Source organism: Streptomyces flaveolus (assembly GCF_014648815.1).
GTDB lineage: Bacteria > Actinomycetota > Actinomycetes > Streptomycetales > Streptomycetaceae > Streptomyces > Streptomyces flaveolus.
In genome coordinates this window covers 37,755-56,486 of the sequence record NZ_BMRV01000008.1, presented here as the reverse complement: position 1 = coordinate 56,486, position 18,732 = coordinate 37,755, and the positions used below count along the sequence as shown (strand labels likewise).

The window sequence follows — 18,732 nt, the reverse complement described above, 5'->3', positions numbered from 1 at the left end:
TCAGTACGTGATCACCGAGCGGATGCCGATGCCGCGCTGCATCTGGTCGAACGCCTCGTTGATGTCCTTCAGATCGATCACGCCCGTCACCAGGGAGTCGAGATCGATGCGGTGGTTCATGTAGTGGTCGATCAGCAGCGGGAAGTCGGAAGCCGGCGTGCTGGAGCCGTAGTTCGAGCCGATGAGCGAGAGCTCCTGATCGGACATGACGAAGGGATCGATGGAGACCTTCAGGCCGTCCGCCACCTGCCCGGCGACCACCGCCGTGCCACCCCGGGCCAGGACCTCGTACGCGGCTTCGATGGTGCGGGGCAGCCCGATGGCCTCGATGGCGATCTCCACACCGCGTCCGTCGGTGAGCTGTCGCACCCGGTCCGCGAAATCCTCGCGGCCGTTGTTGATCAGGTCGGTCGCGCCGAAGACGCGCGCCTGCTCCAGCTTCTCGTCGGAGATGTCCGCGGCGATGATCTTCCGCGCGCCGGCGAGCCGGGCACCCTGGATCGCGTTCAGGCCGACGCCGCCGCAGCCGAGGACCAGCACGGTGTTGCTCGGACGCACGCCGGCGGTGTTGACGGCCGCGCCGACACCGGTCGTGACGGCGCATCCGACAAGAGCCGACTGCGGGAACGGGGCGTCGTCCCGGATGACAATCGCGCCCGATTCGGGCACGAGGGTGTACTGGCCGAACGTTCCGAGGCCCGCGAAGCTGAGCACGTCGCCCCCGCCGGCGGACGTGATCCGGGACCGACCGTCGAACGACAGGTGGTTCGCCGAGTGCTGGCTGACCATGTCGCAGAGGACGGGCCTGCCACTGATGCAGTAGCGGCAGCGGCGACAGGAAGGCGTCCAGGACAGCACGACGTGGTCGCCCCTTTTCAGCGTCGTGACGCCTTCGCCGACACTTTCGACGATCCCGGCTCCCTCATGGCCGAGGATCATCGGCGAAGGAACCTCCCATTCGCCCAGAAGGACGTGGAGGTCGCTGTGGCACACCCCGCTCGCCCGGAGCCGCACGAGCACCTCGCCGGGCGGAGGCGTCGAGGGGATCGTCACTCTCTCGATGGTCAGCGGTTCGTTCGGCGTCCTGAAGACGGCGGCGTCGAACTCGATCGTCATGAAAGTCTTCCTTCCGTGTTTTGGGGCGATCACGTCCGAGCGGTACGGATGAGCTTCTTGTTGGCGAACTCGTCGATGCCCGCCCGTCCCAGCTCGCGGCCGAAACCGGACAACTTGACGCCACCGAAGGGCAGTTCCGCGCTTTCGAGGCCGACGCCGTTGATGAAGACCATGCCTGCGTCGATCCTGTCGGCGACGCGCAGCGCCTGCTCGGCGTCCGTCGTGAACACATAGGAGCCCAGCCCGTACGGGGTTCCGTTCGCCAGCTCGACGGCCTCGTCCTCGGAGCCGACCCGGTAGACGGTCGCGACGGGGCCGAAGAGCTCCTCGGCGGCCGACGGCGACGTCGGCGAGACACCCGTCAGCACACCGGGCGGGAAGTACGCCCCTTCGCGCTGTCGCGCGGAGACGAAGGTCGCCCCGTCATCGACGGCTCGCTCGACCTGTTCCTCGACGTACTCGGCGGCGGCGACCGAGGAGAGCGGCGCCAGGCCGTCGGTCAGGGCGAGCACCTGCTGGGTGAACTTGTCGAGGAAGGCGTCGTAGATGTCCTCGGCGACGATGAAGCGCTTCCCGGCGTTGCACGCCTGACCGGCGTTCTCGAACCGAGCCTCGACCGCCGCCTGGACCGTGGCGTCGAGGTCGTCGGTGGACAGCACGATGAAGGGGTCCGAACCGCCCAGTTCGAGCACCACCTTCTTGAGGCTGCGCCCGGCCTTCTCCGCGACCTCCGCGCCGGCCCGCTCCGAGCCGGTGAAGGAGACGCCCTGCACGCGGGGGTCGGCGATGGCGCGGCCGATCTGCTCCCCGGTGGCGTGGACGTTGACGTAGCAGCCCTGGGGGAAACCCGCGTCCGTGAACAGCTGCTGGAGAGCCGCGGACGACTCCGGACACTGCGATGCGTGCTTGAGCACGATGGTGTTGCCCAGCGCGAGGTTGGGCGCGGCGAACCGGGCCACCTGGTAGTACGGGTAGTTCCAGGGCATGATCCCCAGCAGCACGCCGACCGGCTGACGACGGATGAAAGCGGTGCCCTCTCCCTCCAGAAGCTCGATCGGCTCGTCGGTGAGGAACTTCTCCGCGTTCTCGGCGTAGTACCGGTAGATCGAGGCGCTGAACTCGACTTCCCCGACGGCCTCGTCCACCGGCTTGCCCATCTCCCGATGGATGATCTCGGCAAGGTGCCCGCGGCGCTCGCTGTGCAGGGTGGCCACGGTGTGCAACAGCTGGGCGCGCTGTTCCACGGAGGTCTGCCTCGACCAGTGCGCGTAGGCATCCGCCGCCGTGTCGAGCGCCGCGTCGACGGTCTCGTCCGTCGCGGTGGGGTACTCCTTGACCAGCTTGCCACTGGCGGGGTCCACCACCGCGTACACGTGCCTCTTCGCCATACTGACTCCTTGTTCGTGTTGCGGGTTCATGCGAGGGCCCCGGTCGGGCGGGCCGGGTTCGCGTCCGAAGCCGCGTCGCGGTCGTGCAGCGCGCGGTAGGCGCGGAAGTAGACGAATCCCTGGGTGCCCCAGGTCGCCAGCGCGGCGGTGTAGAAGATCGTGCGGTTCGCGTCGTCGAACGGCAGGGGGAAGAAGTCGTATGTGATCGCGATGGTGGTCGCCGCGGTCGTGACCAGTCCGGTCCAGACCGCCGGCCACCTCGCGCCCGCGCCCCAGAGCCGTTTGACGAAGTAGCAGAGGAACGCGGCTGTGAGGAGGTTGACGACGACGTAGAACACGGAGACCCAGAACGCACCACGGTCGGTGTGGAGATCCGCGCCGTGGAAGGGGCGGAGGAAAAGGGCGGCCACGATCGCGACCCCGAACACGGCGACGTCGACGCTGCGGCTCGGCTTGTAGCGATGGGTGACCTTCATCAGGCCCAGGACCAGGATGAGCGTGATGCCGACCGACCTGGAGAACGCGTCGAGGAAGTACGCCAGGTCGTACAGGACGCTGTCGCTCTTGGCTCCGAGCAACGACCAGAGCAGGAAGTTGCTGCCCGACGTCGCGACGACCATCCACTCGAGGCCCAGGAGGTAGTTGCCGTACCGGCGGATGAACCTCCAGCCGTAGAAGTAGCCGGCGAAGATCATCCACAGGTCGGCCAGCAGGAACAGCGTCTCCTTCATCGGGACGCCCCCTCTCGGACGTCGCGGGTCAGCAGGGTGATGACGCTCTCCGCGGTGCGCTGGCCCGTCAGAACCGCGCCGTTCATGGTTCCGGCCCATTCACCGGCGGTTTCGGAGCCCGCCCAGTGGACGCGCCCGTGGGGCTCGCTCAGCGCCTTGCCGAAGCTCGTGGTCGCGTAGGGAGCGACGGCGGGATTGGGGCCGCCCGGGGCGAAGGGCTCCGCTCCCCAGCAGTGGTCCACGTAGTCGATCGGGGTGAGCGCCTGCGGACCGTAGAGGTCGGCGAGCTGCCGGACCACCCGGTCGCGCCGGGTCTCGGGGCTGAAGCCGTCGAAGACGCGCGGATCGCAGAAGGCCATCAGGACGCCCGGTCCGCCGGGGGCGGGGGACACGTCGAAGGTGATGAACACGGTTCCGGTGTCGGTCACCGCCTCGCCGGAACAGCCGTCGGCCCGCCAGAACGGCCTCTCGTAGGCCACGAACGCCTTGCTCAGCACGCCCATGCGCCAGGTCCGCGTGAGCCCTTCGCCCCGTTCGGACAGAGCGGGCTCGAAGGTGATGGCGGCGCGGTGCGCCGGCGAGGCCGTGACGATCGCGTACCGGGCGCGGATCTCGCCGGAGTCGGTGCGCACGGTGACGCCGTCGTCGTCCTGTGCGATGCGGCGCACCGGTGTCTCCAGGCGCACGCGGTCACCGAGCCGCTCCGCCACCCGTTTGGCGATCTCCTGGGTGGTCTCGACGATCCGGTCCTGCTGCTGACCGCCCTCGACGTCCAGCATGTGATCGAGCCCGCCCGCCGAGCGGATGTAGCGCAGTGCGTGCAGCAAGGAGACGTCTCCCGGGGTGCAACCCCACTGCACTTTGCTGATGACGGTCATCAGCGCACGGGTGCCGGGCAGCGCGTTCTTCCGGTCGAGCCACTCGCCGAACGAGAGGGTGTCGAGCCGGCCGGCCCCGGGCGTCTCCCACGCGGCGTTCACGTCGATGGTCGCGACCAGCTTGTTCAGCGCCGCCTGCATGCGGGCCATGTCCACCAGGGCCGCGGGGGAGACCTTGGGAATGGTGCCGCTGTAGGTGCGGCGCCGGCCCGCCATCCACAGCACGTTGCGGCCCTGGGCGAACTGGTCGGTGGTGGTACACCCGACCCGGCTGGCGAGGTCCCGGACGGCGGTGTGGCGCCGGGCCACCCACGTCGCTCCGAGGTCGACCTTCACGCCGGCCACCTCGCCGGAGAGCGAGCGGCCTCCGACCCGGTCGCGGCCTTCCACGACCAGAACGGATCGCCCCGTGCTCACCAGTCGCTCCGCCGCGCTCAGACCGGCGAAACCGGCACCGACGACCACGACGTCGATCGTGGTGCTCCCGGAGCGGGGCTCACGAGATCCGGACATGGCTGCCTCCTTCACCCACGCGGTTCGCGTGCTGCGCGATGTAGGTCGTGATGGGGTCGACGAGGGGCTCGGGGAGGTGATGGCCCATGCCGGGAATGACCACGTGCTGTGCCGAGCGGATCGCCTTGACTGTCGCGGCGCCGCCGCTCGGGCTCACCAGTGGGTCTCGGTCGCCGTGGATGACCAGCGTCGGGGCGGTGATCCGGCTCAGCTGGGCCGTCCGGTCCCCGGAGCGCTGGATGGCCTGGATCTGGCGCGCCGTGCCGGCTGCCGGGTCGCCGGCGCTGCGGTCCCAGCCGCGCGCCGCGATGGCCGCCTCGGCCGCGTCGTCGATGGGGTGCCCCGTTCCCGCGATGTGACGGGTGAGCCTCAGGTGGGCACGGACCGCCGCGGTTCTGTTCCTCGCCGGCGGGGCGGCGAGGAGCCGGATCGTCGACAGGGCCGGCTGACCGACCTTGCGCGCCCCGGTCGTGGAATAGAGGGAGGCCAGCGACAGGACCCGCTCGGGCGCCGTGGCCGCGATCGTCTGCGCAATCATTCCGCCCATCGACCGCCCGACCAGGTGCACCCGCGCGATCCCGAGATGGTCGAGTACGCCGACGGCGTCCTGGGCCATGTCGGCCAGCGTGTACGCGTCGCCGCGCGGACGCGCGGCGATCTGACGCCAGAGCCCGGGAGGGGGCGAGGCGACGAACGTCGACTGGCCGGCGTCGCGGTTGTCGATCGCGACGACCCGGAAACCGTGGGCGGTGAGGGAGTCGACGAACGAGTCGGACCAGAAGGTGAGGTCTTCGCCCAGTCCCGCGATGAGCAGCATCGCGGGGGCGTCCTTGTGGCCGTGGTCCCGGAAGCAGATCGTCATCCCGGACGGCAGGGTCGCGTACTGGTCGCCGCCCTCGGCGGCGCTCGTCTCAGACACGGGTGCCTCGCCTCCCGCCGGGCGCCGGCGCGGCCGCCCGGCGGGCGCCGAACCGGAGGTTCTCGTCGGCCACCGGGCCGCGCAGCGCCCTGGCGTCCTCGGGGTAGGACATCGCCATCCGCCAGGGCTTCTCGGGTCCCTGCTTGGGCAGGAGCTTCTCGCCGCGCTTGGCGTACCCGGCCTGAAGGTCCATGACGGGCCTGCGGTTCGTTCCCGACGGTGCGACCGGAACCACCGTGTCGTATCCGCGGGCGTCCATGTGCCTGACCAGGTCGATGAAGTAACGGCACATCAGGCTCACCTTGAGCGTCCAGGACGAGGTGGTGTAGCCGATCGCCATCGCCCAGTTCGGCATCCCACTCAGCAGCATGCCGCGGTAACAGAGCGCGTCCGCGATGTCGACCTGGTGTCCGTCGACCACGATGGGCATGCCGTCGAAAAGCCGAAGGTTCAGCCCCGTCGCGGTGACGATGATGTCGGCTTCCAGTTCCTCACCCGATGCCAGGACGATGCCGCGCTTGCTGAACCTCGCCACGGCGTCGGTGACGACGGAGGCCCTTCCTTCCTTGATCGCGTCGAAGAAGTCGCCGTTCGGTGCCACGCACAGTCGCTGGTCCCACGGGTCGTACGGCGGGTTGAAGTGCTTGTCGACGTCGAATCCCTTGGGAAGGCGCTTGACGTTCTCGCGCCGGATGAAAGCCCGTCCTGCCTTGGGGAAGGTCCGCAGGCCCTTCACGACGGCGTGTTCGGTCCAGATGTTCTTGAACCGCGTCACGGCGTACCCGCGCTCTTCCCCGAGCAGCTTCGTGAGCGCCAGGGCGACCTTGTCGACGCGGGGGAGCGCCATGACGTAGGTGGGGGTGCGCTGCAGCATCGTCACGTGCCGGGCGGCGCCCGCCCCGGTGGTCATGGCCGGCACCAGAGTGATCGCGGTCGCGCCACTGCCGATGACGACGACCTTCTTGTCGCTGTAGTCGAGTCCCTCGGGCCAGTGCTGCGGATGGACGATCTGGCCCTCGAACTCGTCCCGTCCCTGGAACTCCGGGGAGAACCCCTCGTCGTACCGGTAGTAGCCGGTGGCGGCGAAGACCCATCCCGCGTGGATCGTCCTGGTCCGGGTCGCTCCCGTGGCGGGGTCCGACGTCTGGACGGTGAGGGTCCACCGTGAGTCCGCCGTGGACCACTCCGCGCGGACGACCCGGTGGCCGAGCCTGAGGACGCGCTCCAGGCCGTTCTCCTCGACGGTCTCGTGGAGGTACTCCTTGATGAGGGGAGCGTCGGCGATCGCGGCTTCGTGGCGCCAGGGCTTGAACGCGTATCCGAACGTGTGGAGGTCGGAGTCCGAGCGGATGCCGGGATAGCGGAACAGGTCCCAAGTGCCTCCGATGTCGTCGCGCGCTTCCAGTACGGCGAGCGACTTGTCGGGCAGCTCCCGGCTGAAATAGGTGGCCGCGCCGATCCCGGAGATCCCGGCTCCGATGATCACCACGTCGAATTCCTCGACGGCGTCCAACACCTCAGCTGTCATGGCGTTTCCTCGCTGTTCCTGTGGCGGATACCTCACTGTCGCGAGCTGCGACCGCCTGCGAGAACGACAGCGGGCACCTCCTTCGCCAGGGCTCGGTGCACGATGCACAGGCGGACCGGGCCGTTGCGCCCCTACGGTGTCCGCCGTTCGGGCGGAGGCCCCGGTCGAGCCCGGGGCCCGGCCCTTCCGGGAGGGCGGTCGGATACGACCGCCCAGCGGCGTCTTGCTGCCGCGGCCATTGCGGGAGCAAGACCGGGGTGGTAGAGGTTTCCCCCTGCTGTTTAGTGGTACTAAACAGCAGGGTCGTGGTCACGCGGGCAGACCGAACCCGCTGTCGTCACGACCTCCCCGCGTGCCGGGACCCACAGGTGTATCGAGCCGCGGGGGATCGCCGCCGTCACTCCCGCGATCGCGGCCGAGCGGAAGCGGCCGACGACCCGGAACCCGCACGGGGTCACGTCTTCTCGGGCGGCAGGAGCCGCCTCCTGCCGCTCCGGCTCAGCCACCGCGAGGGAGCCGCACCTGTTCGTTCGCGCAGGCGTACCGCTCCACGCACTCCTTCACCCACCCATGACGAGCCGGTACCGGCCTGTGAGCCGAAAGGTGATCGCGATGACCGACCTCTCCAAGACAGGGCACGCCGAAGCACCCGGCGGTGAAGCGGGAGCGGGCAACCCGCTCCACCGTGGGCTCGGCGTGTCGCAGATCGTGTTCATGGTCGTCGCCGCGGCGGCACCGCTCGGCCTTGTGGCCGGCGGGGTGCCGCTCGCCTTCGCCGTGAGCGGCAGCCCGGGGATGCCGCTGTACTTCGTGCTGTCCACCGTGCTGCTGCTGGTCTTCGCGGTCGGCTTCACACTGATGGCCGGACGGGTACGCGACGCGGGCGCCTTCTACGCCTACGTCCAGGCGGGGCTCGGCCGCATACCCGGCCTCTCGGCCGCGACCCTCGCGCTCTTCTCCTACACGCTGCTTCTCGTCGGGGTGAACGCCTATGTCGGGGTCGCGACGAGCAACGTCATCGAGCGGTACGCCGACGTCGGCTCCCCGTGGTGGTCGTGGGCGCTCGTCTCGCTGGGCGTCATCGCCTTCCTCGGCTACCGCGACATCGAGCTGAGTGCCAAGGTGCTCGGCGCCGTGCTGGTGCTGGAATCCCTGCTGCTCCTGGTCCTGGACCTCGGCATCGTGGGCCACGGCGGCGCCCACGGCCTGACGGCCGAGCCGGTGTCACCCTCGATCGTGGGCACCGGCTCCCTGGGCCTCGGCGTCATGTTCGCCCTCTTCGGGTTCATCGGCTTCGAGGCGACGGCCGTGTTCCGCCACGAGGCGAAGGACCCCGACGTAACCGTCCCGCGGGCGACATACGTCGCGATCCTGGTGATCGGAGCCTTCTACTCGTTCACCGTGTGGGCGATCGTGGTGGGTTCCGGCGTCGACGCCGTGGTCGCAGCCGCGCAGGCCGACCCCGAGGGCCTGGTCCTCACGCTGACGCGGAGCTATGTGGGGTCCGTCTGGGCCGACGCCATGCAACTCCTGCTGATCACAAGCCAGTTCGCATGCGTACTGGCCTTCCATAACGTCGTGACGCGCTACCAGTTCGCGCTGTCCCGGGCCGGCGTGCTTCCGGCGTCGCTGAGCGTCGTCCACCCCCGGCACCGCGCGCCGTCGGCGTCCTCGGCCGTCGCCTCGGCGGTCGCGTTCGTCACCACGGTCGTCGTCGCCTCGCTCGGCCTCGACCCGATCGGGGACCTCTACGCCTGGTTCTCCGGCGCCGCCACGCTCGGCATCGTCCTGCTGATGGCGGCCACCAGCCTCGCCGCCATCGGCTTCTTCCGGCGCACCGACGGGCGGCAGCCGGTGTGGCGTACGGTCGTGGCCCCTGGCGTCGCCTTCCTCGGGCTGGCCTGTGTGGTCTGCCTGATGGTCGCCAACTTCCCGCTCCTCGTCGGCACCACCACGGGAGCCTGGGTGATCGGCGGACTAGTCGCCCTCTCGGCCGTGGCCGGCGCGGTGCAGGCCCTCGTCCTGCGAGCGCGCCGACCGGGTGTCTACGAGCGACTCTGAGCGACTTGCCGGTCAGCTCATGGGCGCAAGGGCGCGGCCGGTCTGTGCACCGTGCACTGCCCCCGGAGGAAGCCGGTGCCAGGTGTCGTTCTCCCCACGCCGGTGGCCTGTGACAGTGGGGTACCAGGCAACCGCCACCGGCGAAGTCCGGTTTCGCCGAGCACCGTGTCGTGGGCGGGCCGACCGAGGCGCCCAAGGGAGTGACGTTGAAGAATCGGACTGTTGTGGTGGGCCTCGGCGCCACTGGCCGGGCCATCGCCTCTTCCTTGCTGCGACGCGCGGACGTGGAGATCGTGGGAGCGGCGGACCTGGACCCCCGCGTGGTCGGTCAGGACCTCGGAGTGCTCCTCGGCGGCGTCGCGAACGGTGTCGTCGTCGTGAGCGACCCGGCCGAGCTGCCCGCCGCCGACCTCGCGATCGTGGCGACCGTCTCGGATCTGCACAGGGCGGCCGACGTCCTGCTGCCGCTGCTGGAACGTTCGTACAACGTCCTGAGCATCTGCGAAGAGCTGGCCCATCCATGGCGGAGCCACCCCGATCTCGCGCGACGGCTCGACGACACGGCGAAGGCGCACGGCGTGACCGTCCTGGGCAGCGGGGCGAACCCGGGCATCTTGATGGACACCCTTCCTCTCCTCCTGACTGCCCTGACTCAGCGTGTGGAGAGCGTGTGGATCCGCCGACGGACGAACATGTCACGCTACGGCGCGATCCTGTCGAAGTTCGGCCTCGGTCTGACCATGCGCGAGTTCACGACGGCTCGCAACCGGGGCGAGGTCGTCGGGCACCACGGCTTCGAGCAGGCCATCGGGGCGCTCGCGGCAGGGCTCGGATGGGATCTCGACTCGGTGGACGTGGGAGACGTCGAACCCGCTGTCGTGACGACTTCGCCGCGCGTCGGGGACCACATGCGTATCGAACCGGGGCAGATCGCGGCGGTCACTCACGCCGCCCGGGGCGTGCTCAAGGGCGACGTGGTGATCGATCTGGAGATCACGTTCGGGTTCTTCGAGCCGGCCAATGAGGTGGCCGCGGGCGACGACTACCGGATCGTCGGAGAGGAGCAGATCGTCGACCTCCGCTCCTCCGTGGGCTTCGATTCCTTCCTCAGCACCGTCGCGGCGGCGGTCAACGCCTCCACCGCGGTCGTCGAGGCGCGTCCCGGTCTCCTGTCGATGGGGGACCTGCCCGCCCGTTCGCTCGCGGCCAGGGGAGAGCGGCGAGCGGGCCGGGCCTCGCTCGGGGCCACGACTTCTCAGGACTGAGACGGAGACGCAGAAGACGGAGACGCAGAAGACGGAGAACCTCCTGTTCGCCGTCCTCACGCGTCTCGCCGAAGAGCCGCCCGCCACGGTTGATCGGCCGGACGGGAACGGGGGCTCGGGCGTGCTGCCGAGCACGCCTCGACGCGGAGCACGAAGTGGGGCGGACGCCTCACCTGGAAGGAGATCGGGACAGCATGAGGACCGACAGCACGAAGTACACCAGCTTCACCGGCTGGATCGACCCGCCGGACGACGTGCAGCCCGCGCTGGACGGCGACCTCACCTGCGACATCGCCGTCATCGGCGGCGGCATGGGTGGCATGGCGGCTGCGCTGCGCCTCGCGGAGCGCGACCAGGACGTCGTCCTGCTGGAGGCCGAGTTCTGCGGCTACGGCTCGGCCTCGCGCAACGGCGGTCAGATCGCCGGGGCGCCGGGTGGCGACCTGCGGATGCTCAGCCTCCAGTCCCCGAAGAAGATGCCGGTCATGGCCAAACTGGCGGAGCACGCGGGCCGCTATGTGGAAGACCTCATCAAGAGGCACGACATCGACTGCGACTACGTGGCGAACGGCCTGGTGTGGGGTGCGGTGTCACCCCTCATGATGCTCAGGGTGCGTACGCAGGCGGCGATCCTGCGCGCCTTCGGTGGGGGCGGGACCGTCGGCAGCAGAGAGGAGCTCGGCCTCCCCGCCGGCTTCGTGGGCGGGATGCGGGAATCCATCGGCGGGATGCTGAACCCGGGCAAGCTCGCCCGTGGTGTGCGCCGCGCGCTGCTCGCGTCCTCGGCCATGGTCTTCGAGCGGACACGGGTGAGCGATGTCCGGCGCACAGGCGGCATCGTCGAGATCACGACACCGCACGGCACCGTGCGGGCCAACAAGGTGCTGCTCGCGACCAGCGTCTACGGCGGCGAGTGGGACATCACGCCCAAGAACCTCGCGACGCCGCTGTACGTCATCGAGATCGAGTCGGAACCCATAGCGCCGGAGCGGCTCGCCGCGCTGGACTGGACCAGTCGGTCCGGCATCATCACCCAGCACCAGTTGATGACCCACTACCGGCTCACCGAGCGCAACACCATCGTCTGCGGGGTCCGCAAAGCACAGCGAGGCCAGACCTACCCGCTCCCGGACCGGGTCCCGGACCCCGGTGTCGTGCGGGACATGGGGAAGGATCTGGCCAACCGGTTCCCGTCGCTGTCCGACGTGGCCATCGAACGGGCCTGGGGCGGTTGGATCGGCATCAGCCCGGACTGGCTGTCGGTCGCCGGGCAGGTGGGTGACAACGTCTTCTACGCGATGGCCTGCAACGGCCACGGTCTCTGCCAGGTGCCGTACGTGACCCATCAGCTCGCCGACTACATCGTCGACGGCGAGATGCCGGAGGACCTCGCCGGCATCTGGTCGGACGCCTCGAAGTACTCGCCGTCGATGTCGCTGCTGATGCAGCCGTTCGTCCTCCGAGCCGTCTGGGGGCTGGACCGGTTCAACGACTTCTTCAACGGCAGCAGGAAACGGGCCCGGCGGGCGCTCCGTCGTGGCAGGCGCGGGGGTTCCTGAGGGTCGGGCGACGCCTGCTCCGTGACGGCGCGGTGTGAGAGCGCCACCCGCTACGACAAGACCGCCGGGTCCTGCGGAACAGCCGGCGCCCTCGCATCACTCCTGATGCGGGCCCGGCATGCGACGACAGGATCTAAGCGGGCCCTCGCGCGGCGCGCGGCAGGGGCGGCGACAGGACCCAGAGGACCTCGCTGACCGTCGTACCCGGATTGTCGAACTGGTGAAGCGTCTGGCCGGAGAACGACGTGGACGCCCCTTCCGACAGCATCCGGGTCTCGCCCCCGACGATCAGACGGGTCGAGCCGCTCAGCCCCATCGCGAAAATCGTGGCAGTGTCGAGCCGATAGGGGCCTCCGGTGCCCCCGCCCGGCTCGATCACGGAACGGAAGACCTGGAAGGCCGTGGTGCCGGCGGGCGTGAGCAGGTACTCGGCCACGCCCTCACCGCCCATGCCGATCCGGCTTCCGCCGTCCACGACCTGCTCGTCGGGGTACTCGAACAGCTCCCCGACCCCGATCCGCAGCACTTCGCAGACGCGCAGCAACGTCGGGACGGACACGTTGGTGAGCCCACGCTCCAACTGACTCAGGAAACCCTTGGTGACCCCTGCCCGGTGCGCGACCTCCGTCAACGACAAGCCGCGGTCGAGCCTGATCTTCCGCAGCTGCGCGCCGGTGGACGCTTCGAGGGCGGCGGCACCCCTTTCCGCTCCGCCTGCTGTCCCACCGTCACCGATGGCCATGGTGTGCTCACCGCCCGTCCTGAGGCCGAGGTCGTGTGCCTGTCAGGTGACAGGCCGACCCGGACGAGTCCTCTCCGTGACACGAGGCTAAGGCATGCGTCCGGGGCAGTCGGTGCGCCGGGGCGTGACGGCGTCGAACCCCTTGTGGCGCCGGCAAGGGCGTGGTAAATCTGCCGTCGTTTAGTGGTAGTAAACAGCGGTCCAGGGCCTGCGCCCTCACCGCCGGCCGGACCGCCGACGGGCCCTTCGTCTGCCCGGGACACGGCATGTCGGGAGCCTCGACTCCCCGAGAGCAGAGGGACACTGAGCACATGGAAGAGCTGTGGCCCCCGCCCTCGCGTGAGGTCGCCGATGCGATCAGGTCACTGTGTCAGCGCCTGCTGACGGAGACGGACGCCTTGATCGACGCCTTCGCAAGGCCCTCCCTCGTCGCCCAGAACGATCCCGCTCTCCTCGCGGACGCATCGCTGGTCGAGGAGGATCGCGCGCTCAACCGCTCCGAGCTGGTCCAATGGCTGACCGCAAACGTTCAGCAACCGGGGCGGAGGGTAGAGCCCTACGTCAGTCCGAGGACCACGGCGTACATCAACGATCTCGTCTCGCGGGGCATCGCGCCCGATTTCGCCGTCGCCTGGCGTGTGGCCCTGGGGATCGGCTGGCGGCGATGGCTGGAGGAATGCGTGGCGGACTGCGCGGACCCCGATCTCCTCGTGGGGATCCTGGACGTGACGGCGCAGTCGCTGGTGCAGTACGCCCTCGACTCCGTCGCATCCCTGCGGCAGGCCGGCCTCGCCGCGGCGATGGGGAACACGGATGCCGAGGGGATCGCACTGATCCAGTTGATCGCCAGTGGGGCACCGATGGCGGAGGACCTCGCCGAAGGGCGCCTGCGCTACCGGATGGCGCGGTGGCATGTGGGCCTCGTCCTCTGGGTCGACGATCCCCAGGAGGCCGACGCCCTGGACGAGGCGATCGCCGCCGTGCGCTCCTCCGCCGGAGGCCGAAGCGCCCTGGTGGCGCGCGCCAGCGCCACGTCGCGGTGGGTCTGGCTCTCGGGGGAAGTCGTCCCGGACCTTCATCACGTGGAGAAGGGCCTCGCGGCGACCGACGAGGTCCGCGCGGCGGTGGGAAGGCCAGGACGCGGTCTCGAAGGATTCCGCTCCAGTCACCAGGACGCCCTCGCGGCGCAGGCGCTGGTGATCCGGCTGGGTTCCGACCGGCGGTTCACCGCCTACGCCGACGTCGAGCTGATCGACGCGCTCACGAAGGACCGGCCCGGCGCGCGTCGGTTCGTCGTCAACACCCTCGGGCCGTTGGCCGAAGCCGACACAGCCCTGCGGCAGGCACTGCTCACCTACGTGCAGTGCGGCTTCAGTACCACCCGGGCGGCCGCCGACCTCTACGCGCACCGCAACACCGTCGAACGGCGCGTCTCACGCGCCAACGAGCTCTCGGCCGTCAAGGTGGAGGACAACCCGACCCACGTGGCGGCGGCGCTCCTGGTGCTGGACATCGCCCCTGACATCGTGACGATCGCCCCGAGCTGAGCTCACGAAGCACGGGCCGCGGTCGGCATCTGCCGCGCAGTGTCAGTACTCGTGCGTAGGTTCCGACCCTGGACGTTTGACAGGTCTGCGGTATGTGGACGGGAACGGGGGCTCGCTCGGTTGATGGTTCATCAGATAAGTCAGCATTCGGTCAGCACGGGCCGCAGAGCGTTCCTGGAGAATTGCCCGAACAGCCGCCGGTCACGGCGTAAAAGCCCAGGTGAGGGCCGTATCTCCTGGGCGGAGCGATGTTCCTCACAAACATCGTTCGGCATGTGCCGGTGTACAGTCGAGACCGCCCTTGACCTGCAGGAAGCAGGCAGGGAGCCGCCTCAGAGGAGTCCAACATGCTGCGCACCATGTTCAAGTCCAAGATCCACCGCGCCACCGTCACCCAGGCCGACCTGCACTACGTGGGATCCGTGACGATCGACGCCGACCTGCTGGACGCCGCCGATCTGCTGCCCGGCGAGCTCGTGCACATCGTGGACATCACCAACGGTGCCCGGCTGGAGACGTACGTCATCGAGGGCGAGCGCGGCTCCGGCGTGATCGGGATCAACGGGGCCGCCGCCCATCTCGTCCACCCCGGCGACCTGGTGATCATCATCAGCTACGCTCAGGTCACCGACGCCGAGGCGCGGTCGCTGAAGCCGCGGGTCGTGCACGTGGACGGCGACAACCGCGTCGTGAAGCTCGGCGCGGACCCGTCCGAGCCGGTTCCCGGATCGGACCAGGAGCGCAGCCCCCAGGCCGTGTCGGCCTGACCCCCTTCGTGCGAGGAGCGTGCCCGTGAGCGACATCGAGATCCGTGACGACCGGGCGGCGGGCCGCCTGGAGGCCAGGGGCGACGGCGAGGTGGTCGGCCGCATCGAGTACTTCGTGCTGGAGGCCCCCGAGCGCGCCCTCGTCCCCGTGCACACCATCGTCGAGCCGGCCCACGAGGGCAAGGGCATCGCGGGCTCGCTGGCACGCGAGCTGTACACCATGGCGCGGGGCGAGGGCGTCCCCGTCGCCCCGCTGTGCCCGTACGTCGTCAAGTGGGCGGAGCGGCACCCGGACGAGGCCCCCGCCGCCGACCCCGAGCTGCTGCGCGCGGCGAAGGAATGGCTCGTGGCCCACCCCGGCCGGTTCTGACCGGCATGCTGGCCCTCCTGCACACCTCGCCCGTCCACGTGCCGGTCTTCGACGCCCTGCGCGACGAGGCTCATCCCGGCCTCGAACTGCGGCACCACGTCGATGCCGGGCTGCTGGACCGGGCCCGGCGCGAGGGGCCGCAGGCGGTGCGGGCCGGCGTACTGACCGCGCTGCGGCAGGCCGTCGCCGACGGCGCGCGAGCCGTGCTGTGCACCTGCTCGACCATCGGCGGCGTCGCCGAGGAGGCCGCCGCCGGCGTCGGGGTGCCCGTGCTGAGGGTCGACCGGCCGATGGCCGCCGCGGCGGTGGCCGCCGGTCCGCGCGTCGTCGTCCTCGCCGCCGTGGAGAGCACGCTCGCGCCGACTCGGTCACTCGTCGCCGATGAGGCCCAGCGCGCCGGGCGCCCCATCGAGGTGCGGACGCGTCTGGTCGACGGTGCCTGGCCGTACTTCGAGGCCGGGGACACCGGCCGCTACGCACGTCTGGTGGCCGAGGCGGCCGACGCGGTCACCGACGCCGACGCGATCGTCCTGGCCCAGGCGTCCATGGCACCCGCCGGACGGTTGACGCGTACCCGGATTCCGGTACTGGCGAGTCCCGCGCCAGGTCTGGCCGCCGGGGCGGAGGCCGTACGCGACGGCCGGCCGGCGGTCTGAGGAGCTGCGGACCTCATCGGCCACTTGGGCCCTGCCCTTCATGCGGGGGAGTGAGTGGGGACACCGCAGTCGGGTAGGCGGGGGACAAGTCCAGAGCCGCTGTCGACCGACTGGCCGGAGGACCCCGCCATGACGAACCCGTATCCGGATCCCGTCCCGCCCGGGCCCACCCCGGGACCCACTCCGGGACCGGACCCGACACCCGCGCCTCCGACGCCCGGGCCGGGCCCGGACCCGACGCCCCCGCCGCCCCCGCCTGGCCCCGGCCCCGCACCGACCCCGCAGCCCCCGGGTCCGGGACCCGAGCCGACGCCCCAGCCCCCGGGACCCGGCCCGGCGCCGGGGCCGACTCCGCCGCCCCCGCACCCCGGCCCGCCGGAGCCCTCCCCGTCACCGATCCCGCCGGGACCGGAGCCCGTACCCAACCCGGAACCGGGACCGCCGCTCACCTGACCCGGCCTGGTCCCGATCGGCAGCCGTGGCCGTAGCCACAGGCAGTGGGGACAGGGGAGGGGCGGGGGACGGCCACACAGGCCGTCCCCCGCCCCTCACCGCTCGCCCCGACGACGAGTCCACCCGGCCGCCGGTGTCCGAGCCCGGCGCACCCCAGGCCCTGTCGTCGACCTCAGTGGCCGTCGACTTCGACCTCCGTACGATCGCCGGACCACAGCGTGTGGAACGTGCCGTTCCTGTCGGTGCGCCGGTAGGTGTGGGCGCCGAAGTAGTCCCGCTGCCCCTGGACGAGCGCGGCGGGCAGGCGCTCGGCGGCCAGGGAGTCGTAGTAGCTGAGGGCGGAGCTGAAGCCGGGTACGGGGACGCCGGACAGTGCGGCGGTCGCGACCACGCGCCGCCAGGCGTCCTGCCCGTCGGCGACGGCCTGCGCGAAGTACGGGGCTTCGAGCAGCGTGGCGATGTCCGGGTTCTCGGTGTAAGCCTGGGCGATGCGGTCGAGGAACCGCGCCCGGATGATGCAGCCGCCACGCCAGATCTTGGCGATCCGGTCCTTGTGGGTGTCCCAGCCGTACTTGTCCGCGCCGGCGGTGATGGCGTCGAAGCCCTGGGCGTACGCGACGACCTTCGAGGCGTACAGGGCCGCGGCCACGTCGTCCGCGAAGGAGGGGGAGACCGCCTGCGGCTCCGGCCGGGAGGTGCGCAGGCGGCGCACCGCGTCGCGCTGTTCGGCCTTGCCGGAGACGGCGCGGGCGAACACGGCCTCCGCGATGCCGCCCACCGGCACGCCCAGGTCGAGGGCGTTCTGCACGGTCCACACGCCGGTGCCCTTGGAGCCGGCCCGGTCCAGCACGACGTCCACGAACGGCTGCCCCGTGGCCCGGTCGACGTGGCGCAGGACGTCGGCGGTGATCTCGATGAGGTAGGACTCCAGCGTGCCCTTGTTCCACTCGGTGAAGATGTCGGCGATCGCGCGCGGATCAAGGCCTCCCACCGTCCGCAGCAGGTCGTAGGCCTCTCCGATCAACTGCATGTCCGCGTACTCGATGCCGTTGTGGATCATCTTGACGAAGTGGCCGGCGCCGTTGGTGCCCACGTGGGTGACGCAGGGCTCGTCCCCGACGACCGCGGCGATCGAGGCGAGGATGGGTCCGAGGGTCCGGTAGGACTCCTCCGAGCCGCCCGGCATGATCGACGGCCCCTTGAGCGCGCCCTCCTCGCCGCCGGAGATGCCGACACCGACGAAGTGGATGCCGGTGGGTGCGATCCGCTTCTCCCGGGCGATGGTGTCCTGGAAGTTGGCGTTGCCGCCGTCGACGATGATGTCGCCCGGCTCGAACCGCTCGGCGAGCTGGTCGATGACCGCGTCCGTGCCCGCTCCCGCCTGCACCATGATGATGGCGGTGCGGGGCCTGGCCAGCGAGGCGACGAAGTCGTCGATCGACCTGCCCGCGATGAAGCCCGCTTCCGGGTGCTCGGAGAGGAGCCTCTCGGTGCGGGCGTAGGTGCGGTTGTGGACGGCCACGCTGTTGCCCTTGCGGGAGGCGAGGTTGCGCGCCAGGTTCGATCCCATCACCGCAAGGCCGACGACGCCGATGTTGGCGGATCCGCTGGTCTCCATCTGGACCTCTTTCGATCGGTTGTCCCGAACCGGGGGCTCCGACACTAGTGGGCCGAGCCGTGCGGGGGGCGGGCAACGCCCGGGAGGCGTGAGGGAAACGGGTGAACGGAGGGGGCCCGGACGGACCGGCTGTGAATGGGCTTACCCCCGGGATGGCCGGATCGGAATACAGAGGAGAAGGGGCCGCTTTCTCATCAAATCCCCATGCCGGGGGAAAGCCCTTCCTCCCCGTGCCCGCCCTGCCCCGTGTCGAGGGGACGGCCTTTCGCCAGCTCTCCGCAGAGCGGATTCGGGCAGCCGCAACGAGGTGTTCACGGCGTCGAAACCGGTTGCGAGCAGGAAGTTGCAGGCCTCCCGGAACGTCTTGTTGGCCGAGGTTGCCGTGTGATCGAATGATGACGTAATGGAGTCGGGGTGCGTCGGATACAGGTCGCCTGGGGGTGGGGAATTGACGGGTGTCCGTGTCATCGACGGGGCTTCCGCATACCTCTATGGCCTCGTGGCCCGGTCGCCGCGCCCCGGGACGTGACCACGTCGTACTTCTCAAGGGGGAGCTCATGTCGGCTGCGGCCGGTTCACTGTCTGTTCAACTTCTTGGACCTCTCCGCGTCTGGCGAGGTG

Annotated in this window: 15 protein-coding genes; 7 read left to right on the top strand and 8 right to left on the bottom strand. The window is 70.1% G+C overall.

Going from position 1 to position 18,732, the window contains the following annotated elements; genetic code table 11:
- From IEZ05_RS19735 to IEZ05_RS19710, 6 genes are read right to left on the bottom strand one after another with little or no spacing between them, the layout of a single operon-like run.
- On the bottom strand, positions 1 to 1,116 hold the full coding sequence (locus IEZ05_RS19735) for a Zn-dependent alcohol dehydrogenase (protein ID WP_189231493.1): 1,116 nt from the start codon (positions 1,114 to 1,116) through the stop codon (positions 1 to 3).
- 29 nt (positions 1,117 to 1,145) lie between these two features.
- Complete coding sequence (locus IEZ05_RS19730; protein WP_189231492.1) at positions 1,146 to 2,504, bottom strand: NAD-dependent succinate-semialdehyde dehydrogenase; 1,359 nt, start codon at positions 2,502 to 2,504, stop codon at positions 1,146 to 1,148.
- 26 nt (positions 2,505 to 2,530) lie between these two features.
- Positions 2,531 to 3,235 (bottom strand): transporter, encoded by a 705-nt coding sequence (locus tag IEZ05_RS19725; protein WP_189231491.1) that lies wholly within the window; start codon positions 3,233 to 3,235, stop codon positions 2,531 to 2,533.
- Positions 3,232 to 4,626 carry a flavin monoamine oxidase family protein gene (locus IEZ05_RS19720; protein ID WP_189231490.1) on the bottom strand — a complete coding sequence of 465 codons (1,395 nt, stop codon included), beginning with the start codon at positions 4,624 to 4,626 and terminating at the stop codon, positions 3,232 to 3,234. The genes IEZ05_RS19725 and IEZ05_RS19720 overlap by 4 nt, the downstream gene beginning before the upstream one ends.
- Complete coding sequence (locus IEZ05_RS19715) at positions 4,610 to 5,545, bottom strand: alpha/beta fold hydrolase (protein ID WP_229869766.1); 936 nt, start codon at positions 5,543 to 5,545, stop codon at positions 4,610 to 4,612. The genes IEZ05_RS19720 and IEZ05_RS19715 overlap by 17 nt, the downstream gene beginning before the upstream one ends.
- Positions 5,538 to 7,073, bottom strand: a complete 1,536-nt coding sequence (locus tag IEZ05_RS19710; RefSeq protein WP_189231489.1) for a flavin-containing monooxygenase — start codon at positions 7,071 to 7,073, stop codon at positions 5,538 to 5,540. The genes IEZ05_RS19715 and IEZ05_RS19710 overlap by 8 nt, the downstream gene beginning before the upstream one ends.
- A gap of 612 nt (positions 7,074 to 7,685) precedes the next feature.
- Here IEZ05_RS19710 and IEZ05_RS19705 point away from each other — a divergent pair.
- The 3 genes from IEZ05_RS19705 (at position 7,686) to IEZ05_RS19695 (ending at position 11,958) form a co-directional block, all read left to right on the top strand.
- Positions 7,686 to 9,134 carry an APC family permease gene (locus tag IEZ05_RS19705; protein ID WP_189231488.1) on the top strand — a complete coding sequence of 483 codons (1,449 nt, stop codon included), beginning with the start codon at positions 7,686 to 7,688 and terminating at the stop codon, positions 9,132 to 9,134.
- A 170-nt stretch (positions 9,135 to 9,304) separates the two neighbouring features.
- A complete protein-coding gene (locus tag IEZ05_RS19700) occupies positions 9,305 to 10,399 on the top strand; it encodes a dihydrodipicolinate reductase (RefSeq protein WP_229869765.1) in 1,095 nt (364 codons plus the stop codon).
- Positions 10,400 to 10,593: 194 nt separating this feature from the next.
- Positions 10,594 to 11,958 carry an NAD(P)/FAD-dependent oxidoreductase gene (locus tag IEZ05_RS19695; RefSeq protein ID WP_189231487.1) on the top strand — a complete coding sequence of 455 codons (1,365 nt, stop codon included), beginning with the start codon at positions 10,594 to 10,596 and terminating at the stop codon, positions 11,956 to 11,958.
- 133 nt (positions 11,959 to 12,091) lie between these two features.
- Here the strand turns inward: IEZ05_RS19695 and IEZ05_RS19690 are convergent, their stop codons facing one another.
- Positions 12,092 to 12,700, bottom strand: a complete 609-nt coding sequence (locus IEZ05_RS19690; RefSeq protein ID WP_189231486.1) for a helix-turn-helix domain-containing protein — start codon at positions 12,698 to 12,700, stop codon at positions 12,092 to 12,094.
- Positions 12,701 to 13,011: 311 nt separating this feature from the next.
- On the opposite strand from IEZ05_RS19690, the gene IEZ05_RS19685 reads away from it, so the two are divergent.
- The 4 genes from IEZ05_RS19685 to IEZ05_RS19670 all read left to right on the top strand — a co-directional run bounded on the left by IEZ05_RS19685 (position 13,012) and on the right by IEZ05_RS19670 (position 16,040).
- Positions 13,012 to 14,247: a PucR family transcriptional regulator gene (locus IEZ05_RS19685; protein ID WP_189231485.1), complete on the top strand. Its 1,236-nt coding sequence runs from the start codon at positions 13,012 to 13,014 to the stop codon at positions 14,245 to 14,247.
- Between the two features lie 347 nt (positions 14,248 to 14,594).
- Positions 14,595 to 15,014, top strand: coding sequence for an aspartate 1-decarboxylase (gene panD / locus IEZ05_RS19680; protein WP_189231484.1), 420 nt, complete (start codon positions 14,595 to 14,597; stop codon positions 15,012 to 15,014).
- 25 nt (positions 15,015 to 15,039) lie between these two features.
- Entirely contained in the window at positions 15,040 to 15,384 is a 345-nt protein-coding gene (locus tag IEZ05_RS19675; RefSeq protein ID WP_189231483.1) for a GNAT family N-acetyltransferase, read from the top strand.
- Positions 15,385 to 15,389: 5 nt separating this feature from the next.
- Positions 15,390 to 16,040, top strand: coding sequence for an aspartate/glutamate racemase family protein (locus IEZ05_RS19670; protein WP_189231482.1), 651 nt, complete (start codon positions 15,390 to 15,392; stop codon positions 16,038 to 16,040).
- A 625-nt stretch (positions 16,041 to 16,665) separates the two neighbouring features.
- Here the strand turns inward: IEZ05_RS19670 and gndA are convergent.
- Positions 16,666 to 18,111: an NADP-dependent phosphogluconate dehydrogenase gene (gndA, locus tag IEZ05_RS19665; RefSeq protein WP_189231481.1), complete on the bottom strand. Its 1,446-nt coding sequence runs from the start codon at positions 18,109 to 18,111 to the stop codon at positions 16,666 to 16,668.
- Positions 18,112 to 18,732 lie beyond the last annotated feature (621 nt).